This window comes from Bradyrhizobium aeschynomenes, from assembly GCF_013178945.1.
In the GTDB taxonomy this organism is placed as follows: domain Bacteria; phylum Pseudomonadota; class Alphaproteobacteria; order Rhizobiales; family Xanthobacteraceae; genus Bradyrhizobium; species Bradyrhizobium aeschynomenes.
Genome location: NZ_JABFDM010000017.1, coordinates 97158 through 118835 on the forward strand (window position 1 = coordinate 97158; position 21678 = coordinate 118835).

Annotated in this window: 18 protein-coding genes and 1 pseudogene; 11 read left to right on the plus strand and 8 right to left on the minus strand. The window is 65.7% G+C overall.

Features of this window, described 5'->3' with window-relative positions; all coding sequences use genetic code 11:
* Positions 1-19 precede the first annotated feature (19 nt).
* Together HL666_RS31685 and HL666_RS31690 are read right to left on the minus strand one after the other, a co-directional pair.
* A complete protein-coding gene (locus tag HL666_RS31685; protein WP_172113472.1) occupies positions 20-3163 on the minus strand; it encodes a multidrug efflux RND transporter permease subunit in 3144 nt (1047 codons plus the stop codon).
* Positions 3160-4329, minus strand: a complete 1170-nt coding sequence (locus tag HL666_RS31690) for an efflux RND transporter periplasmic adaptor subunit (protein ID WP_172134320.1) — start codon at positions 4327-4329, stop codon at positions 3160-3162. The genes HL666_RS31685 and HL666_RS31690 overlap by 4 nt, the downstream gene beginning before the upstream one ends.
* 159 nt (positions 4330-4488) lie before the next feature.
* Between HL666_RS31690 and HL666_RS31695 the strand changes: the two genes are divergently transcribed.
* The 7 genes from HL666_RS31695 to HL666_RS31725 all read left to right on the plus strand — a co-directional run bounded on the left by HL666_RS31695 (position 4489) and on the right by HL666_RS31725 (position 11162).
* Positions 4489-4950, plus strand: coding sequence for a MarR family winged helix-turn-helix transcriptional regulator (locus tag HL666_RS31695; RefSeq protein ID WP_172113474.1), 462 nt, complete (start codon positions 4489-4491; stop codon positions 4948-4950).
* A gap of 397 nt (positions 4951-5347) precedes the next feature.
* Positions 5348-5608 (plus strand): hypothetical protein, encoded by a 261-nt coding sequence (locus tag HL666_RS31700; RefSeq protein WP_172113475.1) that lies wholly within the window; start codon positions 5348-5350, stop codon positions 5606-5608.
* Between the two features lie 241 nt (positions 5609-5849).
* On the plus strand, positions 5850-8264 hold the full coding sequence (locus tag HL666_RS31705) for a TonB-dependent receptor (protein WP_172185457.1): 2415 nt from the start codon (positions 5850-5852) through the stop codon (positions 8262-8264).
* Between the two features lie 2 nt (positions 8265-8266).
* Positions 8267-8956 (plus strand): Fe2+-dependent dioxygenase, encoded by a 690-nt coding sequence (locus HL666_RS31710; RefSeq protein WP_172113477.1) that lies wholly within the window; start codon positions 8267-8269, stop codon positions 8954-8956.
* A gap of 11 nt (positions 8957-8967) precedes the next feature.
* A complete protein-coding gene (gene exbB, locus HL666_RS31715; RefSeq protein WP_172185459.1) occupies positions 8968-9885 on the plus strand; it encodes a tonB-system energizer ExbB in 918 nt (305 codons plus the stop codon).
* A gap of 6 nt (positions 9886-9891) precedes the next feature.
* Positions 9892-10356 carry a biopolymer transporter ExbD gene (locus HL666_RS31720; RefSeq protein WP_172113479.1) on the plus strand — a complete coding sequence of 155 codons (465 nt, stop codon included), beginning with the start codon at positions 9892-9894 and terminating at the stop codon, positions 10354-10356.
* A 14-nt stretch (positions 10357-10370) separates the two neighbouring features.
* Positions 10371-11162 (plus strand): energy transducer TonB, encoded by a 792-nt coding sequence (locus HL666_RS31725; protein ID WP_172113480.1) that lies wholly within the window; start codon positions 10371-10373, stop codon positions 11160-11162.
* A gap of 43 nt (positions 11163-11205) precedes the next feature.
* Here the strand turns inward: HL666_RS31725 and HL666_RS31730 are convergent, their stop codons facing one another.
* The 5 genes and pseudogenes from HL666_RS31730 to HL666_RS31750 form a co-directional block, all read right to left on the minus strand.
* Entirely contained in the window at positions 11206-11610 is a 405-nt protein-coding gene (locus tag HL666_RS31730) for a hypothetical protein (protein ID WP_172113503.1), read from the minus strand.
* 57 nt (positions 11611-11667) lie between these two features.
* Complete coding sequence (locus tag HL666_RS31735; RefSeq protein WP_172113481.1) at positions 11668-12348, minus strand: site-2 protease family protein; 681 nt, start codon at positions 12346-12348, stop codon at positions 11668-11670.
* Positions 12349-12403: 55 nt separating this feature from the next.
* Positions 12404-12827: pseudogene (locus tag HL666_RS34725) on the minus strand (GFA family protein).
* Positions 12828-12916: 89 nt separating this feature from the next.
* Entirely contained in the window at positions 12917-14149 is a 1233-nt protein-coding gene (gene chrA, locus HL666_RS31745) for a chromate efflux transporter (RefSeq protein WP_311976768.1), read from the minus strand.
* Between the two features lie 269 nt (positions 14150-14418).
* Entirely contained in the window at positions 14419-15435 is a 1017-nt protein-coding gene (locus HL666_RS31750) for a zinc-binding alcohol dehydrogenase family protein (RefSeq protein ID WP_172113483.1), read from the minus strand.
* A gap of 116 nt (positions 15436-15551) precedes the next feature.
* Between HL666_RS31750 and HL666_RS31755 the strand changes: the two genes are divergently transcribed.
* Genes HL666_RS31755 through HL666_RS31765 form a run of 3 tightly spaced genes read left to right on the plus strand, consistent with a single transcriptional unit; the run spans position 15552 to position 18726 of the window.
* The gene (locus HL666_RS31755) at positions 15552-15929 is read left to right on the plus strand and encodes a winged helix-turn-helix transcriptional regulator (protein ID WP_172113484.1); all 378 of its coding nucleotides are present in this window, start codon (positions 15552-15554) and stop codon (positions 15927-15929) included.
* Between the two features lie 59 nt (positions 15930-15988).
* Complete coding sequence (locus tag HL666_RS31760) at positions 15989-17383, plus strand: DegQ family serine endoprotease (RefSeq protein WP_172134314.1); 1395 nt, start codon at positions 15989-15991, stop codon at positions 17381-17383.
* A complete protein-coding gene (locus HL666_RS31765; RefSeq protein WP_172185461.1) occupies positions 17380-18726 on the plus strand; it encodes a replication-associated recombination protein A in 1347 nt (448 codons plus the stop codon). The genes HL666_RS31760 and HL666_RS31765 overlap by 4 nt, the downstream gene beginning before the upstream one ends.
* Positions 18727-19080: 354 nt before the next feature.
* Here HL666_RS31765 and HL666_RS31770 read toward each other — a convergent pair whose 3' ends face one another.
* Positions 19081-20028, minus strand: a complete 948-nt coding sequence (locus tag HL666_RS31770) for an alpha/beta hydrolase (protein ID WP_172185463.1) — start codon at positions 20026-20028, stop codon at positions 19081-19083.
* 106 nt (positions 20029-20134) lie between these two features.
* Between HL666_RS31770 and HL666_RS31775 the strand changes: the two genes are divergently transcribed.
* Entirely contained in the window at positions 20135-21532 is a 1398-nt protein-coding gene (locus HL666_RS31775) for an RluA family pseudouridine synthase (protein WP_172185465.1), read from the plus strand.
* Positions 21533-21678 lie beyond the last annotated feature (146 nt).

Here is a 21678-nt window from a genome sequence, read left to right on the forward strand (position 1 = left end):
CGCGAAGAGAGGAGGCGGACTACTCCGCCGCTTCCTTGACCGGGCCTGCCGCGGCGGTCTCCGTCTCGTGGTCGATATGGGTGCGACCCCAGCGCGCGAAGGCGTTGTTGACCTTGTCGAGGTAGAGATAGATCACCGGTGTGGTGAAAAGCGTCAGCATCTGGCTGACGATCAGGCCGCCGACCATCGCGTAGCCGAGCGGCTGGCGGATCTCCGAGCCGGTACCGTTGCCGAGCATCAAGGGCACGCCGCCGAGCAGCGCGGCCATCGTCGTCATCATGATCGGACGGAAGCGGAGCAGGGCGGCCTGACGGATCGACTGCTCCGGCGGCAGGTGCTGGTCGCGCTCGGCGGCGATGGCGAAGTCGACCATCATGATGCCGTTCTTCTTCACGATGCCGATCAGCAGAATGACGCCGATCAGCGCGATGAGGCTGAAATCGTAGCCGAACGCCATCAGGATCGCGAGCGCGCCGACGCCGGCCGAGGGCAGCGTCGAGAGAATCGTGATCGGATGGATGTAGCTCTCGTAGAGAATGCCGAGGATCAGATAGACCACGACGAGGGCCGCAAGGATCAGCAGCGGTACGGTCGAGAGCGATTGCTGGAATGCCTGCGCCGTGCCCTGGAAGCTCGAGTTCAGGGTCGCGGGTGCGCCGAGCTCGACCATGGCGCGCTGGACGGCGTCGGTGGCCTGGCCGAGCGCCACGCCCTGGGCGAGGTTGAAGCTGATCGTGATCGACGGGAACTGGCCCTGGTGGCTGATCGACAGCGGCTTGACGGGAACGGTGGTCCAGCTGGCGAAGGTCGACAGCGGCACCTGGTCGCCGGTCGTCGGCGACTTCACGTAGAGCTTGTTGAGCGTGTCGAGATTGCCCTGCAACTCCGGCAGGATCTCCAGGATCACGCGGTAGGAGTTGAGCTGGGTGAAGTACTGCGCAACCTGGCGCTGGCCGAACGCATCGTACAGCGTGTCGTCGATCAGCTGCGGCGAGATGCCGTAGCGCGAGGCGGTGTCGCGGTTGATCGTCAGCTGAACGGTGGTGCCGTCGGCCTGCTGGTCGGTGGCGACGTCGCGCAGTTGCGGCAGCGAGCGCATCTTCTCCAGGATTTTCGGCGCCCAGTCGTTCAGCTCGGTGAGGTTCGGATCCTGCAGTGTGAACTCGAACTGAGTGCGCGAGGGACGGCCACCCAGACGAATGTCCTGCGCCGCCTGCATGTAGAGTCGGGCGCCCTCGACCTTCTCGAGTTGCGGCCGCAGGCGGCCGATGATCTGCTGCGCCGTCGCGCTGCGCTCGTCGCGCGGCTTGAGGGTGATGAACATGTTGCCGTTGTTGCCGGCACGGCCGGAGCCGCCGATCGCCATCGCCACGCTGGCGACGTCATGATCGTCCATCACGATCTTGGCGAGCGCCTCCTGGCGCGACTGCATCGCCTTGAACGAGATGTCCTGCGAGGCTTCCGAGGTCGCGGTGATCAGGCCGACGTCCTGCTGCGGGAAGAACCCCTTGGGGATCAGGATGAACAGGTAGACCGACAGGCCCAGCGTGGCGAAGAACACCATCAGGGTGGCGAAGCGCCAGCGCAGCGCGAGGTCCAGGCCCTTCTCGTAAGCGCGCAGCATCGCGTCGAATGCCGCCTCGCTCCACTGATAGAACTTGCCGTGCTGGGCGGCGTGCTCGTTGCGCAGGAAACGCGAGGCCATCATCGGCGTGAGCGTCAGCGACACGAACATCGAGACGAAGATGGTCATCGCCAGCACGACCGCGAACTCGCGGAACAGCCGGCCGATGATGCCGCCCATCAGCAGCAGCGGGATCAGCACCGCGACCAGCGAGATCGAGATCGAGACGATGGTGAAGCCGATTTCCTTGGCGCCCTTGTAGGCGGCGGCCATCGGTGATTCGCCTTCCTCGACATAGCGCGAGATGTTCTCGAGCATGACGATGGCATCGTCGACCACGAAGCCGACGGCGATCGTCAGCGCCATCAGCGACAGATTGTCGAGCGTATAGCCGACGCCCCACATCATGGCGCAGGCCCCCAGCAGCGCCAGCGGCACCGTGATGGTCGGGATCACCGTGGCCCAGAAGCTGCGCAGGAAGATGAAGATCACCATGACGACCAGGAAGATCGTCAGGATCAGCGTGAACTGGACGTCCTCGACGGCAGCGCGGATGGTGGTGGTGCGGTCGGAGATGACGTCGATCTTGATCGCCGGCGGGATCGCCGCGACCAGCCGCGGCAGCAGCCCCTTGATGCGGTCGACGGTCTCGATGACGTTGGCGCCCGGCTGCTTGAAGATCACCAGGAACACGCCACGCTTGCCGTTCGCCCAGGCCGCCTGCTTGGCGTCTTCCGCAGCCGTGACCGCCTTGCCGATGTCGCGGATGCGAAGCGGGCCACCATTGCGGTAGGCGATGATGACGTCGTTCCAGTCCTTCGAATCGGTCAGCTGGTCGTTGGCGTAGATCGTGTAGGCGCGGCGCTCGCCGTCGATGTTGCCCTTGGGCGCATCGACGGTGGTGATGGCGATCTGGCTGCGGACGTCCTCCATCGAAAGACCCTTGGCCACGAGCTTGGCCGGGTCGATCTGGATGCGGATCGACGGCTTCTGCTGACCGCCGATGATCACCTGGGCAACGCCGGAGATCTGGCTGATCTGCTGGGCGAGACCGGCGTCAACGGCATCGCTGACGGTGGTCAGCGGCAGCGTCTCGGAGGTGGCCGACAGCAGCAGGATCGGGGAGTCGGCCGGATTGACCTTGCGATAGGTCGGCGGCGACGGCAGGCTCTTCGGCAGCTGGCCCGAGGCCGCGTTGATCGCGCCCTGGACGTCGTTGGCCGCGCCGTCGATGCTCCGGTTGAGATCGAACTGGATCGTGACTGATGCGGTGCCCAGATAGCTGGTCGAGGTCATCTGGGCGATGCCGGGAATCTGGGCGAACTGCCGCTCCAGCGGCTGGGCGACCGAGGTCGCCATGGTCTCGGGGCTGGCGCCCGGCAGATTGGCGGTGACCTGGATGGTCGGGAAGTCGACCTGCGGCAGCGGCGCGACAGGCAGCAAGGGATAGGCAACGAGACCGATGAACAGGATGCCCGCCATCAGCAGCGAGGTGCCGATGGGATATTTGATGAAGGGTGCCGAGATGCCGCCGTTCATTCCTGCCGGACCTTCGCTGGCGCCTGATCCGAGCTGGCCACTGCAGTGGTCACGATCGAGCCGGGCTGCACTTTGAACTGGCCGCCGGTGATCACCTGCTGGCCGGGGGTGAGACCCTCCTCGATCACGGTCCGGCCGTCGATCGAGGCGCCCACTTTGACCTTGCGCAACTCGGCCTTGTTCTCCGGGCTCACCGTGTAGGAATACAGCCCGCTGGTCGAATGCTGGACCGCGTCGTCCGGAACCACCGTGGCGTCCTTCAGCGTCCGCACCAGCAGACGCGTCGACACCGACTGGCCCGGCCACAGCACGTGGTCCTTGTTGTCGAACACCGCCTTCAGGCGGATCGTTCCACTCGACGTGTCGACCTGGTTGTTCACGACCATCAGCTTGCCCTCGGCGAGCTGCTTCTTGCCGTCGGTGGTGAAGGCGATCACCTTCAGGGCTGCGGCCTTCTGCGCCTCGTTAATGTAGGGCAATTGCTCCTCGGGCGCGGTGAAGATCACCGCGATCGGCTCGATCTGCGCGATCGACACGATGCCGGTCTGGGTCGAGGCATTGACGATGTTGCCGACGTCCACCTGGCGCAAGCCGGCGACGCCCGAGATCGGCGCCTTGATCTGGGTGTAGCTGAGCTGGGTCTGGGCATTGGCGATCGCGGCGTCGTCGGCGGCGATTTGTGCCGTGAGCTGTGCGACCGTGGCGCGCTGGGTGTCCTGCTGCTGCCGCGTCGCGAACTCGCCGAGCTTGGTGGTGCGCTGCAGGTCGAGATTGGCGTTGTTGAGATTGGCCTCGTCCTGCGCCCGCTTGGCCTTGGCCTGGTCGAGCGCTGCCTGAAACGGCCGCGGATCGATCTCGACCAGCAGGTCGCCCTGGTTGACGAGCTGACCCTCGGTAAACGCGATCTTGTTGATCTGGCCGTCGACGCGGGTGCGAACCTGGACGGTATTGAAGCCTTGGACGGTGCCGAGGCCGGTGAGGAAGACCGGGAAGTCCGCTTTCTCGACCGGGACGGCCGAGACCCGAACTGCCTGCGGCCGGGCCGATTTTTGTGCGGCGGTCTTCTTCGCAGCCTCAGCGTCCTGATAACGCTGCCAGCCGTAATAGCCGGCGCCGCCGAGAGCCGCGACCAGCAGGATCCATGTAATGGTTCGTGATGTCTTCATGCTGGCCCGTATGCTGAGACGAACAGGATAACCGGTCTTTAAAACCAATCCCAGCAGCCCAGATATAGTACGCACGCAATTAATGTGTAAACACACGAGGGCGTGGACAAACCTAAACAATTCGAAAGCTTTCGAGGGGACTCCGAGGACCGCACGGCCATGTCGCTGGACGCAAGACGGCAGCTCGTTACGCAGCTTGTCGAAAGCTCGCGCATTCTGCGCAACTATATTGATCATCGTGCCAAGCAGCGCGGCACGACGCGCGCGCAATGGGTGGTGCTGTTTCGGCTGCGCGCGCAGGAAGGGTTGTCGCAGGTCGATCTCGCCGAAGTGCTGGAATTGCAGCCGATCTCGCTGGTTCGACTGCTGGACCGGCTGGTGGAGCAGGGGCTGCTGGAGCGCCGGCATGATCCCAGGGATCGGCGGGCGAACCGAGTCTACCTCACGGCCGCCGGCCGGCAGCTCGTGGACGAACTGGACGAGCTGCGTGACGCCATCGCCGCCGATGTGCTGCACGACATCCCGGACGATGCGGTGGCTGCCAGCCTCGCCACGCTCCGGGAACTGAAGGAGCGGATCAAGACGCTGTCCGAAACCAAGTCAGGCGTTGCGGTCAAATAATCGAAACCGTGCCTCGATATGCCTCGATCCGATCTTGAGTTGTGATGTTTAACAAAAGCATCCTGAGTGCGAAAATGCGCACAGGGGTGGCTTCTGTCGTCACTGCTCGCGCAGATCGACCAGGCCTGGACGGCGAGCGAGCTGAACGGCGTGGCCGCGGCGGCGCGGCCTCCGCCCGTCCTCGCTGCGCCGAACGCGCGGCGGTCGATCGCGCAAAAGTCGTCCTCCGACCTATTGTCGCCGTCTTGTCGCGCCCGTTGAGAGCTGATTAGAAGCGGATGACTTCGGCGGTTGCCGCGGTGCCCCGGACATTCGGCAAGTTTTCAACCTGAGCGGGGCTGCATCGTCCGGCAAGCGACGATGCGCCATGCGACGACAACGAGATGTGGAGCCTTCGATGGAAGAATTGAACGGAAAGATGCTCGCCTGCCAGATCCTGGTCACCGGCCTGATCGCGCGCGTCGCCAACGAGCAGCGCGATCCGTTGCGCTTCCTGACCGATTTCCGCGACGAGATCAGGGCCGTCGTCAACGGCGTGCGGATCGCGGGCATCGACGATTCCGAGCGCGTGCGCCGGATCGCGGTGCAGACCGTCGATGAGCTGTTCTCGCTGATGAAGCCGCCGAGCAGTGACGAGACCGCCGGGTCGTCGAACTGAGACACGCGGCGATTCGACAACAGCGCGAGTCAAATCGCGCTGTTTAGAACGATTTCAAGTTCCGACTGTCTCTATTAGTTGTGCGTTTTTAGAATTGTTTTGATCTGGAACTATTCAAGGCCAAATTAGGGCTCCTCAAATTGACCCTCTGGAACACGCCCGATACGAACGACACATCGTCGCACTGCGAATGATCCGCGGAAGCGATGTGCAATGAAAAATCTGGGGCGCGTGAAATTAAATGGGACAGGTGAGAGCACCGCGTTCGCTGCGGGCAGGCGCAGCGATGAAGTTTTTCGAGGGACGAGGAGAGGGGCCTCTCGTCACCAAGGTTTCGGCGGTCGCCGGACTGATGGCCGTGGCATCGGTGTCGTCGGCCGAAGCGCAACCCGCTTCCGACCTGCCACCCGTGAACGTTGATGCGCCGGTCGCGCGCGCCAAGCCAACGTCCTCCAAGCCGACCGCCGAGCAGGTCCGCGCCCGCAATGCCCTGCGACGCGCGGCCCGCCAGCAGGCCGGGCAGCAGGGGGCGGTGGCCTTCCCCAACGCGGGCGGGCTGGCCGCGCCCGACGCCAATCCCTATGCCGACGCGGCCGAGCCGTACAAGGTCAACCGCGTGCAGGCGTCGGCCAAGTTTCCCGAGCCGCTTCTGAACACGCCGAAGACGATCACGGTGATGAGCAAGGAGGTGCTGCAGGACAAGCACGTCACCGCGCTCAAGGAGATCGGCCGCTCGACCGCGGGCGTCACCTTGGGTTCGGGCGAAGGCGGCAACGCCTTCGGCGACCGCTTCTTCATCCGCGGCTTCGATGCCCGCAACGACGTCTTCATCGACGGCATCCGCGACCCCGCGGTGTCGATCCGCGAGAACTTCTTCACGGAGCAGATCGAGATCCTGCGCGGCCCGGCTTCGTCCTATGCAGGGCGCGGCACCGCCGGCGGCGCGATCAACATCGTCACCAAGCAGGCCGGCGACACCAACTTCAAGCGGATGGACACCGAGTTCGGCACCGACCAGCAGAAGCGCGTGACGCTCGATGTCAACCAGGTGGTCTCGCCATCCGTCTCGGTGCGCACCGGCGGCGTGTTTCAGGACTCCAACGTCGCGGGACGCAACTACGTCACTGACGACCGCTGGGGCGCCTTCCTCTCGACCAAATGGACGCCGACCGAAGACCTCAAATTCACGACCAACTACGTTCACACCGATCTCTCAGGCTATCCGGATTTCGGCGTGCCCTACTACAAGCAGGGCAACGTGCCGGTGACTTCGGCCGGCATCCCGCGCAACACTTGGTACGGCTTCCTCAACCGTGACTTCCAGGCCGCGCGGCAGGACTTCGGCACCGGCACCATGGAGTACAAGGTCAACGAGGCGATTACGCTCACCAGCAAGTTCCGTGGCGAGCATTCGGAGCTGAACTACATCGGCACGCTGCCGCAGAACCCGAACACGACCAGCTCCAACCCGCTGCTGTGGACGACCACGGCCAGCGCGCAGAGCCGCTACCAGACCGTCGACGTCTGGGCCAACCAGAACGACGCCACGTTCAAGCTCGACACCTGGGGCGTCAAGCACACCGCCGTGGTGGGCACCGAGTTCTCCAACGAGACGATATCGATCGACCGCTACACCGGTCTGTCGTCGGAGCTGTTCGGCGGCGGCTCGACCAGCTCGGGCGCAGTCACCGGCGTCAATCTGTACTCGCCGCAATACACCAACATCCCGTTCAGTACGACGCCGTCGCTGGTCGGCAATCCCACCCGTTATGGCGTCAACACCAACAGCGTCTACGTGATGGATACGGCGAACTGGCGGGACACCATCATCTTGAACGGCGGCGTGCGCTATGACGGCTACATCATGGGTTCGTCGAACAACACCAGATACCTCAAGATGAACGCCGATCTGGTCAACTACAATGTCGGCCTGGTCTATAAGCCGATGCCGATCGGCAGCATCTACGCCGCCTACGCGACCTCGGCCAATCCGTTCGGCTCGGAGCTCGACGCCACCGGTACCGATTATGGCGGCGTGCCCGCCAACACCACGGTGCTGCTCGGGCCGGAGCGCAACAAGGCGGCCGAGCTCGGCACCAAATGGGAGCTGGTCGACCGCCACCTCCTGGTCTCGGCTGCGCTGTTTCAGACCACCAAGGACAATGCGCGCGAGACGGTGAACAGCATCCTCACCTCGGGCGCGGCCTACCGCATCCAGGGCATCGATATCGAGGCGGAGGGCAAGCTGACGGACCGCTGGAGCATCTTCGGCGGCCTGGTGCTGATGCAGTCCAAGGTCACGCAGAGCGGCGTCGCCTCCAATATCGGCCTGCAGCTCGCCAACATCGCGCACCAGTCGTTCAGCATGCTGTCGAAATACAAGCTCGACAATGGCTGGGAGATCGGCGGCCAGGCGGTCTACCGCTCCAAGGTCTATGGCGGCACCTTCGCGGCCAACACCGGCAACGAACTGCCGGCGTACTGGCGCTTCGACGCCTTTGTCGAGAAGAAGCTCGATGCGCATTGGACCATGAAGCTGTATGCGCAGAACCTGACCAACAAGCTGTACTACGACACGCTGTATCGGAGCGCGGTGCCATTCGTCGCCGTCGCCCCGGGCCGCGCCTTGTACATCGTGACAACTGCGAAGTTCTGATCATGCTGATCTGCATCCCGGACGTTCTGTCGAAAGACGAGGTGGCCGACTTCCGCCGCATCATGGATGCGGCGGAGTGGGAGGACGGCCGTTCGACGGCCGGGGCGCAGTCGGCCATGGTCAAGCGCAACGAGCAGCTGCCACCGGAGGGTGAGGCGGCGCGGGTGCTGGGCCAGCGCATCATCACGGCGCTGACGAAGAACCCGCGCTTCCTGTCGGCGGCGATCCCGCTGCAGATATTTCCGCCCCTGTTCAACCGCTATACCGCCGCGCGCGGCGATCATTTCGGCATTCATGTCGACAATGCCGTGCGCGGCGATGCGCTGACAGGGCTTCGCATCCGTACCGACCTGTCGATGACGCTGTTCCTGGCCGAGCCGGACACGTATGACGGTGGCGAGCTTGTGATCGAGGACACCTACGGCTCGCACGAAGTCAAGTTGCCCGCAGGCCATGCGGTGCTGTATCCGTCATCGAGCCTTCACATGGTCACGCCGGTGACCCGCGGCGCCCGGGTCGCCTCTTTTTTCTGGATGCAGAGCATGATACGGGATGCCCATGTCCGGAGCATGATCTTCGATCTGGACACGGCGATCCAGAGCTTGGCGGAACGCCTCGGGAGGGACGATCCCGATGCGGTCAAGCTGACCGGCATCTATCACAATCTGATCCGGCAATGGGCCGAGGTTTAGTGGGCCGAGATATGATGACATCGTTCCTCGCAAGGTTTGCAATCGTCCTGTCATTTCTGATCGTTTCGGCCGTGGCGCCTGCGGGCGCGCAGCAGGTCGTGCCACAGGCGCCGGCTGCTCCGGCGATCTCGACGGACCTGTCGGCTCAGCCTCCGGCCGCGGGACAGCCGGCCGCGGGACAGCCGGCCGCGACAAGCGCCGAGAGCGCCGCGCGCGGTGGAAAGTCGGTGACCACCGGGCTCGACGAGCTGTCGCCGCTCGGCATGTTCCTCAAGGCCGACATGATCGTCAAATCGGTCATGATCGCGCTGGCGCTGGCCTCGGTCGCGAGCTGGACGATCCTGATTGCCAAGAGCATCGAATTCTCCGTGCTGCGCCGCCGGTTGGTCGCAGCGCTGCGCAAGCTCGGCGGTGCGAAGTCGCTCGCCGAGGCGCATCTGGCGCTCGGCAATGGCAAGAACGTCGCGACGGTGCTGCTTCAGGCAGCCATCGCGGAGGCGCGGCTCTCGGCCGGGCTCGGCAGCGACGAGGGCATCAAGGAGCGCGCGGCGTCGAGCTTCACCGAGATCGTCCGCGCCGAGGCGCGGCGCGTGCGCGTCGGCATGGGCTTGCTCGCCACCGTCGGCGCCATCTCGCCCTTTGTCGGGCTGTTCGGCACCGTCTGGGGCATCATGAACAGCTTCATTGGCATCTCCAAATCGCAGACCACCAATCTCGCGGTGGTCGCGCCGGGCATCGCCGAGGCGCTGCTGGCGACTGCGATCGGCCTGGCCGCCGCGATCCCTGCTGTCATCATCTACAATCACTTCTCGCGCGTCACGAAGGGCTATCTCGAGCTGGTCAACCGCGCCTCCGGCGCCACTGGGCGGCTGTTGTCGCGCGATCTCGATCGCAGCCAGATCGGCCTGCACGCGCGCGCGGCGGAGTAGCAGGCGATGGCCGTCTCGCTCTCCGAAGGCGATCTCGACGACGATTTCGACGAGACCCACGACATCAACGTGACGCCGTTCATCGACGTCATCCTGGTGCTGTTGATCATCTTCATGGTGGCCGCGCCGCTGTCGACCGTCGACCTGCCGATCGACCTGCCGTCATCGAGCGCGACGCCGCAGAAGAAGCCGGAGAAGCCGACCTATGTGTCGGTCAAGCCCGACCTGTCGCTGGCAATCGGCGAGAATCCGGTGAAGCGGGCTGATCTGGTCGCCGAGCTGAACAGGGTGATGGCCGACCAGACCGATCGGACGGTCTTCCTGCGTGGCGACCGCGGGGCTCCCTATGGCGAGGTCATGGACGTTCTGGAGCTGCTGCGCGATGCGCACTTCAAGTTCAAGCTGGTGGCGCTGGAGCGGCCGGCCGGGGCTGCCGGCGGAGCGGTCGCCGCTCCGGCCCCGCAACCCTGATCGGTCCGTCTGAGATGAGCGATCTCCTCACCTCGCACTCGACCTCCCGCGCCGCCTGGTTCGCGGCGGCGCTGGTGGCCGTCGCGCTCCACATCGGCGGCGTGGCCGTGGCCTTGACCACGGCGCATGGTGATGACGACGACGGCGGCCTCGGCACCGCCGCCGACGTGATCGACGCGGAGATCGCAGCGCCGAAGGTCGAGGATTCGGATCTGCCGATGGGGGTGGATTCCGTCGCCGATACGGCCTCGGCCGCCACGCCGGAGCAGAAGGCCGAGACCGAGCAGACGGATCTGCAGAAGGGCATTCCCACCACCACCGAGGAGGCCGACCAGCAGGTGTCGCCGACCGAGGCCAAGAAGCCCACGGAGGAGGAAAAGGTCGCCGCAGTCGAGACCAACGCGTCCGAGGCGCGGGAGGCGGCCGTGGACAGCTCGCGGAAGACGCTCGATGCCAAGGTCCCCGAAGCCGATCGCGTGAAGGCGCCCGATCCCAGCGGCACGGGCAAGGACCGGGATCCGCAGACGACGAACTGGCAACGCAAGCTCAGCCTGATCGTGAAGAAGAATCAGAAATACCCGGCCGGCAAGACCCAAGGCGGAAGCGTCCGGATCTCCTTCAAGCTCAACCGCCGGGGCAACGTGGTCTCCGTCGACGTGATCCAGTCATCCGGCGACCCGGATTACGATCACGAAGCGGTGGCGATGGTGCGGCGCTCGGATCCGTTCCCCAAGCCGCCGGCGCAGATCTCGGACGACGAGATTCCCTTCAACATCGTCGTGAAATTCCCAGCGACCAAGACCTGACGCCACAGCGTGAAGGTCTGCTCGTCATGGCCGCGGGCACGGCTCACTGCCAGTACAGCCTGATCCCGACATAGGCGACGCAGAGCGTGACGAAGATCAGGGCCACCGGCAGCTTGCGCTGCGCAGCGGGGCCCGACTGCGCCGCTTTGGGCTTCGGCGGCAGCTTGCGGAAGGCGGTGACGTTGTCGCTGACCGGCTCGGCCGCGGCCGGCTTGACCTCTGGCGGCGCACCACCGCCGCCCATCTCGGCGTAATAGGCCTTGTACATCTCGCGGATGGTGGCCTCGGTCGCCTCGTGCTCGGACATCTCGCCCAGCCGCGTCTTGTAGCTCGCCAGGAACTCCTGCGCGGCCGGCGGCAGGCCGGAGGCGCCGTTCAGCTTGGCGATCATCTTCCAGGTCGCGAAATCGGCGCGGGCGCGCGTATCGGCGCGGCGCGCGATCATCATGTCAGCGGCTTTGACCAAGAGTGCCTCGGAGCTCGTTTACGTCCCTGATACGGAGACCTATGCGTTACCCGTCAATAACAGAAGCAGTTGCTTGAGAGAATCGGTCATGGCGCGGAGCAGCCCCGACACAAAATCAAGATTAAGACCGAACTGGGAACCCGCGAGTGGCAGCAGGATCAAAAATCCGATCAGAATCAGCATGCCATAGGGCTCGAGCCGGGCAAAAGGCCGCGCCAGCACGGATGGCAGCAGCCCGACCGCCACCCGGCCGCCATCGAGCGGCGGTATCGGGAGCATGTTGAACACCGCGAGCAGGATGTTGAACGAGAAGGCATTGAGCAGATTGTGGGCAACCCATTGCGCCCCCTCGGCCGGCACCAGTGGCAGGATGTGGAATGCCAGCCCGGCAGCCAACGCCAGCACGATATTGGTCGCCGGCCCCGCCAGGGCGACCATGATCATGCCGGCCCGTAGTGGCTGCAGGTTGCGGAAGTTGACCGGGACCGGCTTGGCATAGCCGAACAGGAACGGCGAGCCCGACAGCAGCAGCATCCCCGGCAGCAGAATCGTGCCGAACGGATCGATGTGCTTGAGCGGGTTGAAGCTGACGCGACCGAGCTGCTTCGCGGTGTCGTCGCCGAACCGCCAGGCGACGAAGGCGTGGGCGGCCTCGTGGAAGGTGATGGCGATGATGACCGGCAGGATCCAGATCGAGATGCCGTAGAGCGAGATGTTCAAGGAGCGAGGTTCCGGACGCGTTGACGCCTTACATAGGCACGATGGTTCCGCGATGCTACGCGGGATTTTCTGGAAATTGCGGCAGGCCGTCGTCCAGGCTCACCCAGCCGATTCTGGCCGACGTCCAGATGTGCTCGGTCGGCCTGAACGCATTGGGATCGTCGAAGCAGGCCAGCGCCACGCCGACGACGGGGCGGGTGTTGCGCCAGGAGAACAGCCGCGTGCCGCAGCGCGGGCAGAACATCCGGTCGAGCGCGTCGGAGGAGGGGAAGCGCGCGGTTTCGCCGTGGATCGTCAGCGCCTCATNGCGCGGTTTCGCCGTGGATCGTCAGCGCCTCATGGGAGAACAGCGCGCGGGCGAAATAGGGCGAGCCCATCGCCTTTTGGCAGTTGCGGCAATGGCAGATGCGGACGTTGATCGGCGCGCCCGCGCATGCGAAGCGCACTGCGCCGCAGAAACATCCGCCATGGTGGATCATGATGTCGGCCTCCGGTCACGGGTGATGTCAGGCAGCGTAGCTGCGCGCATTGTAGCCTGCTCACGATCGAAGTGCGAACGCGCTGCGCCTCAGGGCAGCGTCATCACCACGCCGGCCCCTGCGCTGAAGGCGACCACGACGAGCGGCGGCGCGCGCCAGGCAACGAGCAGGAGGAAGCCGACCAGCGCGACGGCGAAATCCTTCGGGCCGTGGACGGTGCTGGTCCAGACCGGGTCGTACAGCGCCGCACCGAGCACGCCGACGACGGCGGCATTGATGCCGCGCATCATGGCCTGTGCGCCGGCACGCTTGCGGAACGAGTCCCAGAGCGGCAGGGCCGCGAGCAGAACCAGCATGCCGGGCAGGAAGATGCCGAGCAGCCCCAGGATCGCGCCGATGATGCCATGCGGCTGCGGAGCGACGATGGTGCCGAGATAGGCGGCGAAGGTGAACAGCGGACCGGGGACGGCCTGCGCCGCGCCATAGCCGGCGAGGAAGGCGTCGTCGCTCAGCCAGCCAGGTCCGACGAAAGCTTCGCGCAGCAGCGGCAGCACGACATGACCGCCGCCGAACACGAGCGCGCCCGAGCGGTAAAAGGCATCGAACAGGGCGAGGCCGGTCGATCCCGTCAGGCCCCGCAGCAGCGGAAGTCCGGCCAGCAGCATGACGAACAGCGCGAGCGCCATCAGGCCGACACGGCGCGATACCGGGATCGCGACGTGTCCCGATGGCGCGGCTGCCTCGCTGCGGCACAGCCAGAGACCGGCGAGCGCGCCGAGCATGATCGCGGCGATCTGCGCGACCGAGGTCGCGCTCAACAGGATGATGATCGCTGCCGCGACCGCAATCGAGGCGCGCGCGCGATCGGGGCAGAGGCTGCGCACCATGCCCCAGACCGCCTGGGCCACGATGGCGACTGCCGTTAGCTTCAGTCCATGCAACAGGCCGGCGCCGAAAGGCCCGCTCAACCAACCCGCCCCATAGGCGAAGAGGATGAGAGCAGCCGCCGACGGCAGGGTGAAGCCGATCCAGGCGGTGAGCGCGCCGAGATACCCGGCGCGCATCAGTCCGATGGAGAACCCCACCTGGCTGCTGGCGGGCCCCGGCAGGAACTGGCACAGCCCGACCAGGTCCGCATAGGCATGCTCGTCGATCCATTTCCGCCGGACGACGAACTCGTCGCGGAAGTAGCCGATATGGGCGATCGGTCCGCCGAAGCAGGTCAGGCCGAGCTTGAGGAAGATGCTGAAAACCTCCAGCGGCGATCCGCTGCGCAGGCCGTGATCGGCAGACGATTGGGTCTCTTGCTCGAGGCTGCTCACGGATGCTGTTCCAGATGCGAAGGTCGCGCTTGTCGAGCTTCGGTAAAAGGAAACGGCGTGGCGGGCCAGTCCAAATCGGTCACAGTTCGCGGAGGGGCGATTTCGCCAGACCTGCTCATCCCCGCACTCGTCATTGCGAGGAGCGCAGCGACGAAGCAATCCGGACTCCTCACGCGGTCCTGAATTGCTTGGCGTGCGCACCAACGGTGGGCACGCTGCCGCCTAGCGGTGACGGCTTTGCCCACCTACGAGGTTGCTACGTCGGTGAGCTAGCCCCACCCCTCCAGCACGATCTTGCCGCGTGAGGTGTTGCTCTCGATCAGCGCATGCGCGCGCTTGAGGTTCGCCGCATTGATCGTGCCGTAGTTGTCGCCGAGGGTGGTGCGGATCACGCCCTTGTCGATGAGATCTGACACGTCGTTCAGCAGGTTGTGCTGGGCGATGATGTCGGGCGTGGTGAACGAGGAGCGCGTGAACATCGATTCCCAATGGATCGAGATCGCCTTGCCCTTGAATGCCGCGATCGAAAACTCGGCGGGGTCGTCGATCAGGCCGAACTTGCCTTGCGGCGCCATGAACTCGGCGATCGCCTTGTAGTGCTGGTCGCTATGGGTGAGGCTCGCGACGAGCGCGACCGGCGGCAGCTTGAGCGCGTCGATCTGCTCCTTCATCGGCTTGGCATGGTCGACGACGGCGTGGGCGCCGAGCGACAGGCACCAATCGCGCGATTCCGGCCGCGTCGCGGTCGCGAGCACGGTCAGGCCGGTGAGACGTCGCGCGAGCTGGATCAGGATCGAGCCGACGCCGCCAGCCGCGCCGGTGATCAGCAAGGTGCGATCGTCGAGGCTCTTGCCAGTGATAGCGCCGAGCCGGTCGAACAGCAGCTCCCAGGCGGTGATCGAGGTCAGGGGCAGGGCGGCGGCCTCGGCGTAGGACAGGCTCTTGGGTTTGCGTCCGACGATGCGCTCGTCGACCAGATGGAATTCGGCATTGGTGCCCTGGCGCAGGATCGAGCCGGCGTAGAAGACCTCGTCGCCAGCCTTGAACAGCGTCACCTCAGGGCCGACCGCCTCGACCACGCCGGCGGCGTCATAGCCGAGGATCTTGGTCTCGCCGGCCGGCGGCGCGGCACGCTTGCGCACCTTGGTGTCGACGGGATTGACCGAGATCGCCTTCACCGCAACGCGGATGTCGCGCCCTTTCGGCTCGGGCTTGGCGGTTTCGAAATCGAACAGCGCGCGCTCCTCGGTGATGGCGAGCGACTGCTGGTAACCGACGGCCTTCATCACAATCTCCTGGCTGGCTTCTCCATGGGATTTACTTGTCCTGCTGGCGTCGTTTCGACAAGTACTGTAAAAACAGGGAACTAGTCCCCGTTTGGATACTATTGGGCTCAAACGCGATGAAACGGAAGAATTTCGCCCGCCGCCCCGGCTGCGCGGTCGAAGCCACGCTCGACCTGATCGATGGCAAGTGGAAGGGGGTGATCCTCTACCACCTGCAGAGCGGCAGCCAGCGCTTTGGCGAGCTGCGCCGGCTGATGCCGAGCGTGACGCAGCGCATGCTGACCAAGCAGTTGCGCGCGCTGGAGGAGGACGGGCTGGTGGTCCGCAAGGTCTACGCCGAGGTGCCGCCGCGCGTGGAGTACAGCCTGTCCGAGGTCGGTGAGAGCCTGCGGCCGGTCATCGAGGTGCTCAGGACGTGGGGCGAGCGGCACCAGGAACGGCTGTCCTGCGCCCCCGTTGCAGAGACCATCAAAACGCCGCATCAGACCGCCTGAGCTTGGCCGCGCCGGCCGTTCCGCCTATATCCAGGGCCTCATTTTCCAGGATTCTTCGCATGACGTTGATTCGCTCCACCGTGGTCCTGCTGCTGTCGCTGCTGGCCGCCACACCGCTCGCGGCGCAGGACCGGCGCGTGCCGCAATCCGCGGCCGAGCTGCGGCTGTCCTATGCGCCGATCGTGCAGCGCGTGCAGCCCGCGGTGGTCAACGTCTACGCCGCCAAGGTGGTGCAGAACCGCAATCCTTTCCTCGACGATCCGATCTTCCGCCGCTTCTTCGGCCTGCAGGGCGGCCCGCAGGAGCAGATGCAGCGCTCGCTCGGCTCCGGCGTGATGATCGATGCGTCCGGTCTGGTCGTCACCAATGTGCATGTCATCGAGGGTGCCGACGAGGTGAAGGTGTCGCTGTCCGACAAGCGCGAGTTCGAGGCCGAAATCGTGCTGAAGGACAGCCGCACCGATCTCGCGGTGCTCAAGCTGAAGGGGACCAAGGAGCAGTTTCCCACCCTCGAGCTCGCCAATTCAGATGACCTCCTGGTCGGCGACGTCGTGCTGGCCATCGGCAATCCCTTCGGCGTCGGCCAGACCGTGACGCACGGCATCGTGTCGGCGCTTGCGCGCACCCAGGTCGGCATCACCGACTATCAGTTCTTCATTCAGACGGACGCGGCGATCAATCCCGGCAATTCCGGCGGCGCGCTGGTCGACATGACCGGGCGGCTCGCCGGCATCAACACGGCGATCTATTCGAAGTCCGGTGGCTCGCAAGGCATTGGCTTCGCGATCCCCGCCAACATGGTGCGTGTCGTCGTGGCCTCGGCCAAGAGCGGCGGCAAGGCGGTGAAGCGTCCGTGGCTCGGCGCGCGGCTGCAGGCCGTGACGCCGGAGATTGCCGAGAGCCTCGGCCTGCGTTCGCCGACCGGCGCGCTGGTCGCCTCGGTGGTGGCGAACAGCCCGGCGGCGAAGGCCGGCATCAAGTCGTCGGATCTGATCGTGTCGATCGACGGCCAGACCGTAGATGATCCCAACGCCTTCGACTATCGCTTCGCCACGCGTCCGCTCGGCGGGACCGCGCAGATCGAGGTGCAGCGCGGCGGCAAGCCGGTGAAGGTCGCCGTCGCGCTGGAGACGGCGCCGGATACCGGACGCAACGAGATGGTGATCAACGGCCGCTCGCCGTTCCAGGGCGCCAAGGTTGCCAACATCTCGCCGGCCGTCGCCGATGAACTGCATCTCGATGCCGACACCGAAGGCGTCGTCATTCTCGAACCGGGCGACGGCACCACGGCGGCCAATGTCGGCTTCCAGAAGGGCGACGTGATCATGGCCGTCAACAACCAGAAGATCGCCAAGACCACCGATCTCGACAAGGCCTCGCGCGAGCAGGCCCGCCTCTGGCGCATCACCGTGCTGCGCGGTGGCCAGCAGATCAACGTCACGCTCGGCGGATGAGCCCGAAGCGTCCCCAGCAGGGAGGCCCAAGCAGAGGCCAAAGCCTCTTCGCTGCGGCGGGGATGGAGCACGATGCGCCGCGGCCGTTGCCGGAGCGGCTGCGGCCGCACAGACTGTCGGATGTGGTCGGCCAGGATCACATCCTCGGTCCCGACGGCGCGCTGACGCGCATGCTGGAGACGCGCACGCTGGGCTCGCTGATCTTCTGGGGCCCGCCGGGCACCGGCAAGACGACAGTCGCGCGGCTGCTGGCCGACGCCACCGAGCTGCATTTCGAGCAGATCTCGGCGGTGTTCTCCGGTGTCGCCGATCTGAAGAAGGTGTTCGACGCCGCGCGCGCGCGACGCGAGACCGGGCAGGGCACGCTGCTGTTCGTCGACGAGGTGCATCGCTTCAATCGGGCGCAGCAGGACTCTTTCCTGCCGGTGATGGAGGACGGCACCGTCGTGCTGGTCGGCGCCACCACGGAGAATCCGTCATTCGAACTCAACGCCGCTCTGTTGTCGCGCTCGCGCGTGCTGGTGTTCCACTCGCTCGACGCCGCCGCGATCGAGAAGCTCTACAGCAACGCTGAAGCCGTCGAAGGCCGCAAGCTGCCGCTCGACGACGAGGCGCGTGCCGTGCTGATCCGCATGGCCGACGGCGACGGTCGCGCCGCGCTGACTTTGGCGGAAGAAGTCTGGCGCTCGGCGCGCAAGGGCGAGATCTTCAACGCTGTGCAGCTGCAGGACATCCTGCAGCGCCGCGCGCCGATCTATGACAAATCGGCCGACGGCCATTACAATCTGATCTCGGCCATGCACAAATCGGTGCGCGGCTCCGATCCGGATGCGGCGCTGTACTACTTCGCCCGCATGCTCGACGCCGGCGAGGATCCGCTGTTCCTCGCCCGCCGCATCGTCCGCATGGCGGTGGAGGACATCGGCCTCGCCGATCCGCAGGCGCTGGTCATCGCCAATGCCGCCAAGGACGCCTATGATTTCCTCGGCTCCCCCGAAGGCGAGCTCGCGATCGCCCAGGCCGTGATCTACGTCGCGACCGCGCCCAAATCCAACGCCGCCTACAAGGCCTTCGGCGCCGCCAAGCGTGTTGCGAAAGAAGGCGGCTCGCTGCTGCCGCCGAAGCACATCCTCAATGCGCCGACGAAGCTGATGCAGAGCGAAGGCTACGGCACCGGCTATCAGTACGACCACGATGCGCCGGACGCGTTTTCGGGGCAGGACTATTTCCCCGAAGCCTTGGGACGCCAGCAGTTCTACGATCCCCCCGAACGCGGCTTCGAGCGTGAGATCCGGAAGCGGCTGGAATACTGGGCGAAGCTGAGGAAGGAGCGGGGCGGGTAGGAGCACTGATGCCGGTCTCGCTGTCGCAGCATACTCCGCTGCTTATGTCGCATCATGCCCTCACCACGTCATTGCGAGCGCAGCGAAGCAATCCAGAGTCCCGCCCACCACCCTGGATTGCTTCGCTGCGCTCGCAATGACGGCGGTGAGAGGGAGTACGCTCCGCTACGCCGTCATTCCTGGACAGTCGCGCGCCCCATGGGCGCGTGACTGAGCCCGGAATCCATGACCACACGCAGTCGTTGGTCGAAGGCTCCATGCCATGGGCATCTCGCGTCATCATCGGCGCTCGTGGTCATGGATTCCGGGCTCGCGCTGGCGCGCGCCCCGGAATGACGGAGGAGAGAGCGCCAACTACTTCCCTGTCTGCACGAACTCCGCGATCTCCCGCGTCAGCCGGTCATCCTCCGTGTTGATCGCATACACCTCAGACATATGACTGTGCTGCGGCAGCATCACGCTTCGCGCGCAGCCTGACGGCCGCTTGCACGCCGCCTGCTTCAACAAATCAAACTGCTCGACGAAGCGCGGCGGGTCCATTTCGGCGGAGGCGATCAGCAGCGGCAGGGCCGACGCCTGCAGGCCCGCCAGCGAGGAGCGCTCCTTGAACCGCGAGGGGTCGGTGCCGAAATAGGCCATCTCCTGGTCGCCGAGCGGCGTCGCCGTGAGGTCGTAGACCCCCGAGGCCATGATGGCCCCCGCAAGGCCGCCGCCACTGACTTTGTGGAATTCGGGATGCGCGACGTAGGTCGCGACGTGCACGGCGCCCGCGGAATGGCCCATCAGGAAGATCCGCGCGGGATCACCGCCGTTCTCGGCGGCGTGGGCCGCTACCCATTGCACGGCGCTCGCGACATCCTCGACGCCGGCGGGCCAGGGGAATTTCGGCGCCAGGCGGTAGGTGATGTTGACGCCGACGAAGCCGTTCTTCGCCGCCCACAGCATGATGTTGTCGTAGAACGGGCCATCGGGCGTGGTGCGCTTGTTGCCGCCGATGAAGGCGCCGCCATGCACGAAGATCAGCACGGGCCGGGGCGCAGCCGCGCTGTCGGGCGTGAACACGTCGAGCAGGTTGCGCTCGGCGGTGCCATACCTGACGTCGCGCTGCACCTTCACGCCGGCGTAGGGTTCCCTGGGCTGGAGCGGCGCGTAGATCGCAGCCGTCTTCGGCGGATCGATCGCCCGGCCGATCTCGATCAGCTTCCAGGCGATATCGTCGGGCATCGGGCTCTGCTGTGCCCGCGCGCTGCTCAGAGCAAGCGCAGTAGCAAGGATGGTCAGGGCCAGTCTCGTCAGCGTCATACGTCGACTCCGATCACGTTCGATTCGCGGGGGGCTGGACCTCGCTGGGCCGATTTATCGCGATTTCACCGTGACTGGCAGAGCCTTTTACGATAGGCACCTGCGCATGAGCCGCCGCATCAAGCGAACCCAGACCCGATCCGATCGTCCCGCCGACCGCCGCAACAGCGAGCGGCCGAAGGCCGAGGCTGCCCGCACAGGCGCGCCGGTCAAACGCGAGTCAGCCAAGCGCGAGCCGGCGAAACGCCCGGATGGCGATCGTCCGCGGCGCGAGCGCTTTGCCGGGGAGCGCGAGGCGGCGCCGCGCGGCGAGTTCGGGCGGGGCAAGGGCGATCGCGTTCGTGCGCCACGCTCCGACCGAGAGGACCGCCGCGACACGTTCGAGCCGCGGGAGCGGCCGCCCTCCAAGCGCGCCGGCGCCGGCAAGCCCGTGCGCTTCGGCGCCGAGCGGACCGAGCGCAAGCCGGCTGCCGCGCCGCCGAAGAAGCCCGAGCCGGAGACGCCGCTGCTGCCGACCAAGGTGCAGACCGTCGTCGTGACGGCCGACGAGAACGGCATGCGCGTCGACCGCTTCCTCGAAGCCCGCTTTCCGGGGCTGTCGTTCTCCCACATCCAGCGCATCGTCCGCAAAGGCGAGTTGCGGGTGAACGGCAAGCGCGCCGACAGCAAGGATCGTCTGGAGGAAGGCCAGACTGTGCGCATCCCGCCGCTCAAGCTGGATGCGCCGAAGGAGCGTGGCGGCCTGTCGGAGGCCGAGCAGAAGACCCTCGATAGCCTGAAGGCGATGACGCTATATGAGGACGACGACGTGCTCGTCCTCAACAAGCCGGTGGGGCTCGCGGTGCAGGGCGGCTCCGGCATGACGCGGCACATCGACCAGATGCTGGAGGTGATGCGCGATGCCAAGGGCCAGAAGCCGCGGCTCGTGCACCGCATCGACCGCGAGACCTCGGGCTGCCTGCTGATCGCCAAGACGCGCTTCGCCGCCACGCATCTGACCGGCGCCTTCCGCAGCCGCTCGGCGCGCAAGATCTACTGGGCGCTGGTCGCGGGTGTTCCGAAGCCGAAGCAGGGCCGCATCTCGACCTATCTCGCCAAGGACGAGGGCGAGGACGACACCATCATGCGCGTCGCCGCCCATGGCGACGAAGGCGCCAGCCACGCCGTGACCTATTACGCCGTGGTCGAGGCCTCCGCCAACAAGCTCGCCTGGGTGTCGCTGAAGCCGGTGACCGGGCGCACCCACCAGCTGCGTGCGCACATGGCCCATATCGGCCATCCCATCGTCGGCGATCCCAAATATTTCAACATCGAGAACTGGTCGCTGCCCGGCGGCCTGCAGAACCGGCTGCATCTGCTGGCGCGCCGCATCGTCATCCCGCATCCGCGCGGCGGCGTCATCGATGCGACCGCGCCGCTGCCGCCGCACATGCTGCAGTCGTGGAACCTGCTCGGCCTCGAGCACGACCGCTTCGACCCGATCGAGAACGCGCCGGAGGAGTGAGCGATTGTTGTAGCCCGGATGAGCGCAGCGACATCCGGGTTCAAAAGAACAGTGCGTGAGACCCCGGATATCGCTGCGCTCATCCGGGCTTCTGTAACGGGCCTTGGTTTGTCAATCCCAATTGCATGTCCTCTCGCCGGGCCCTT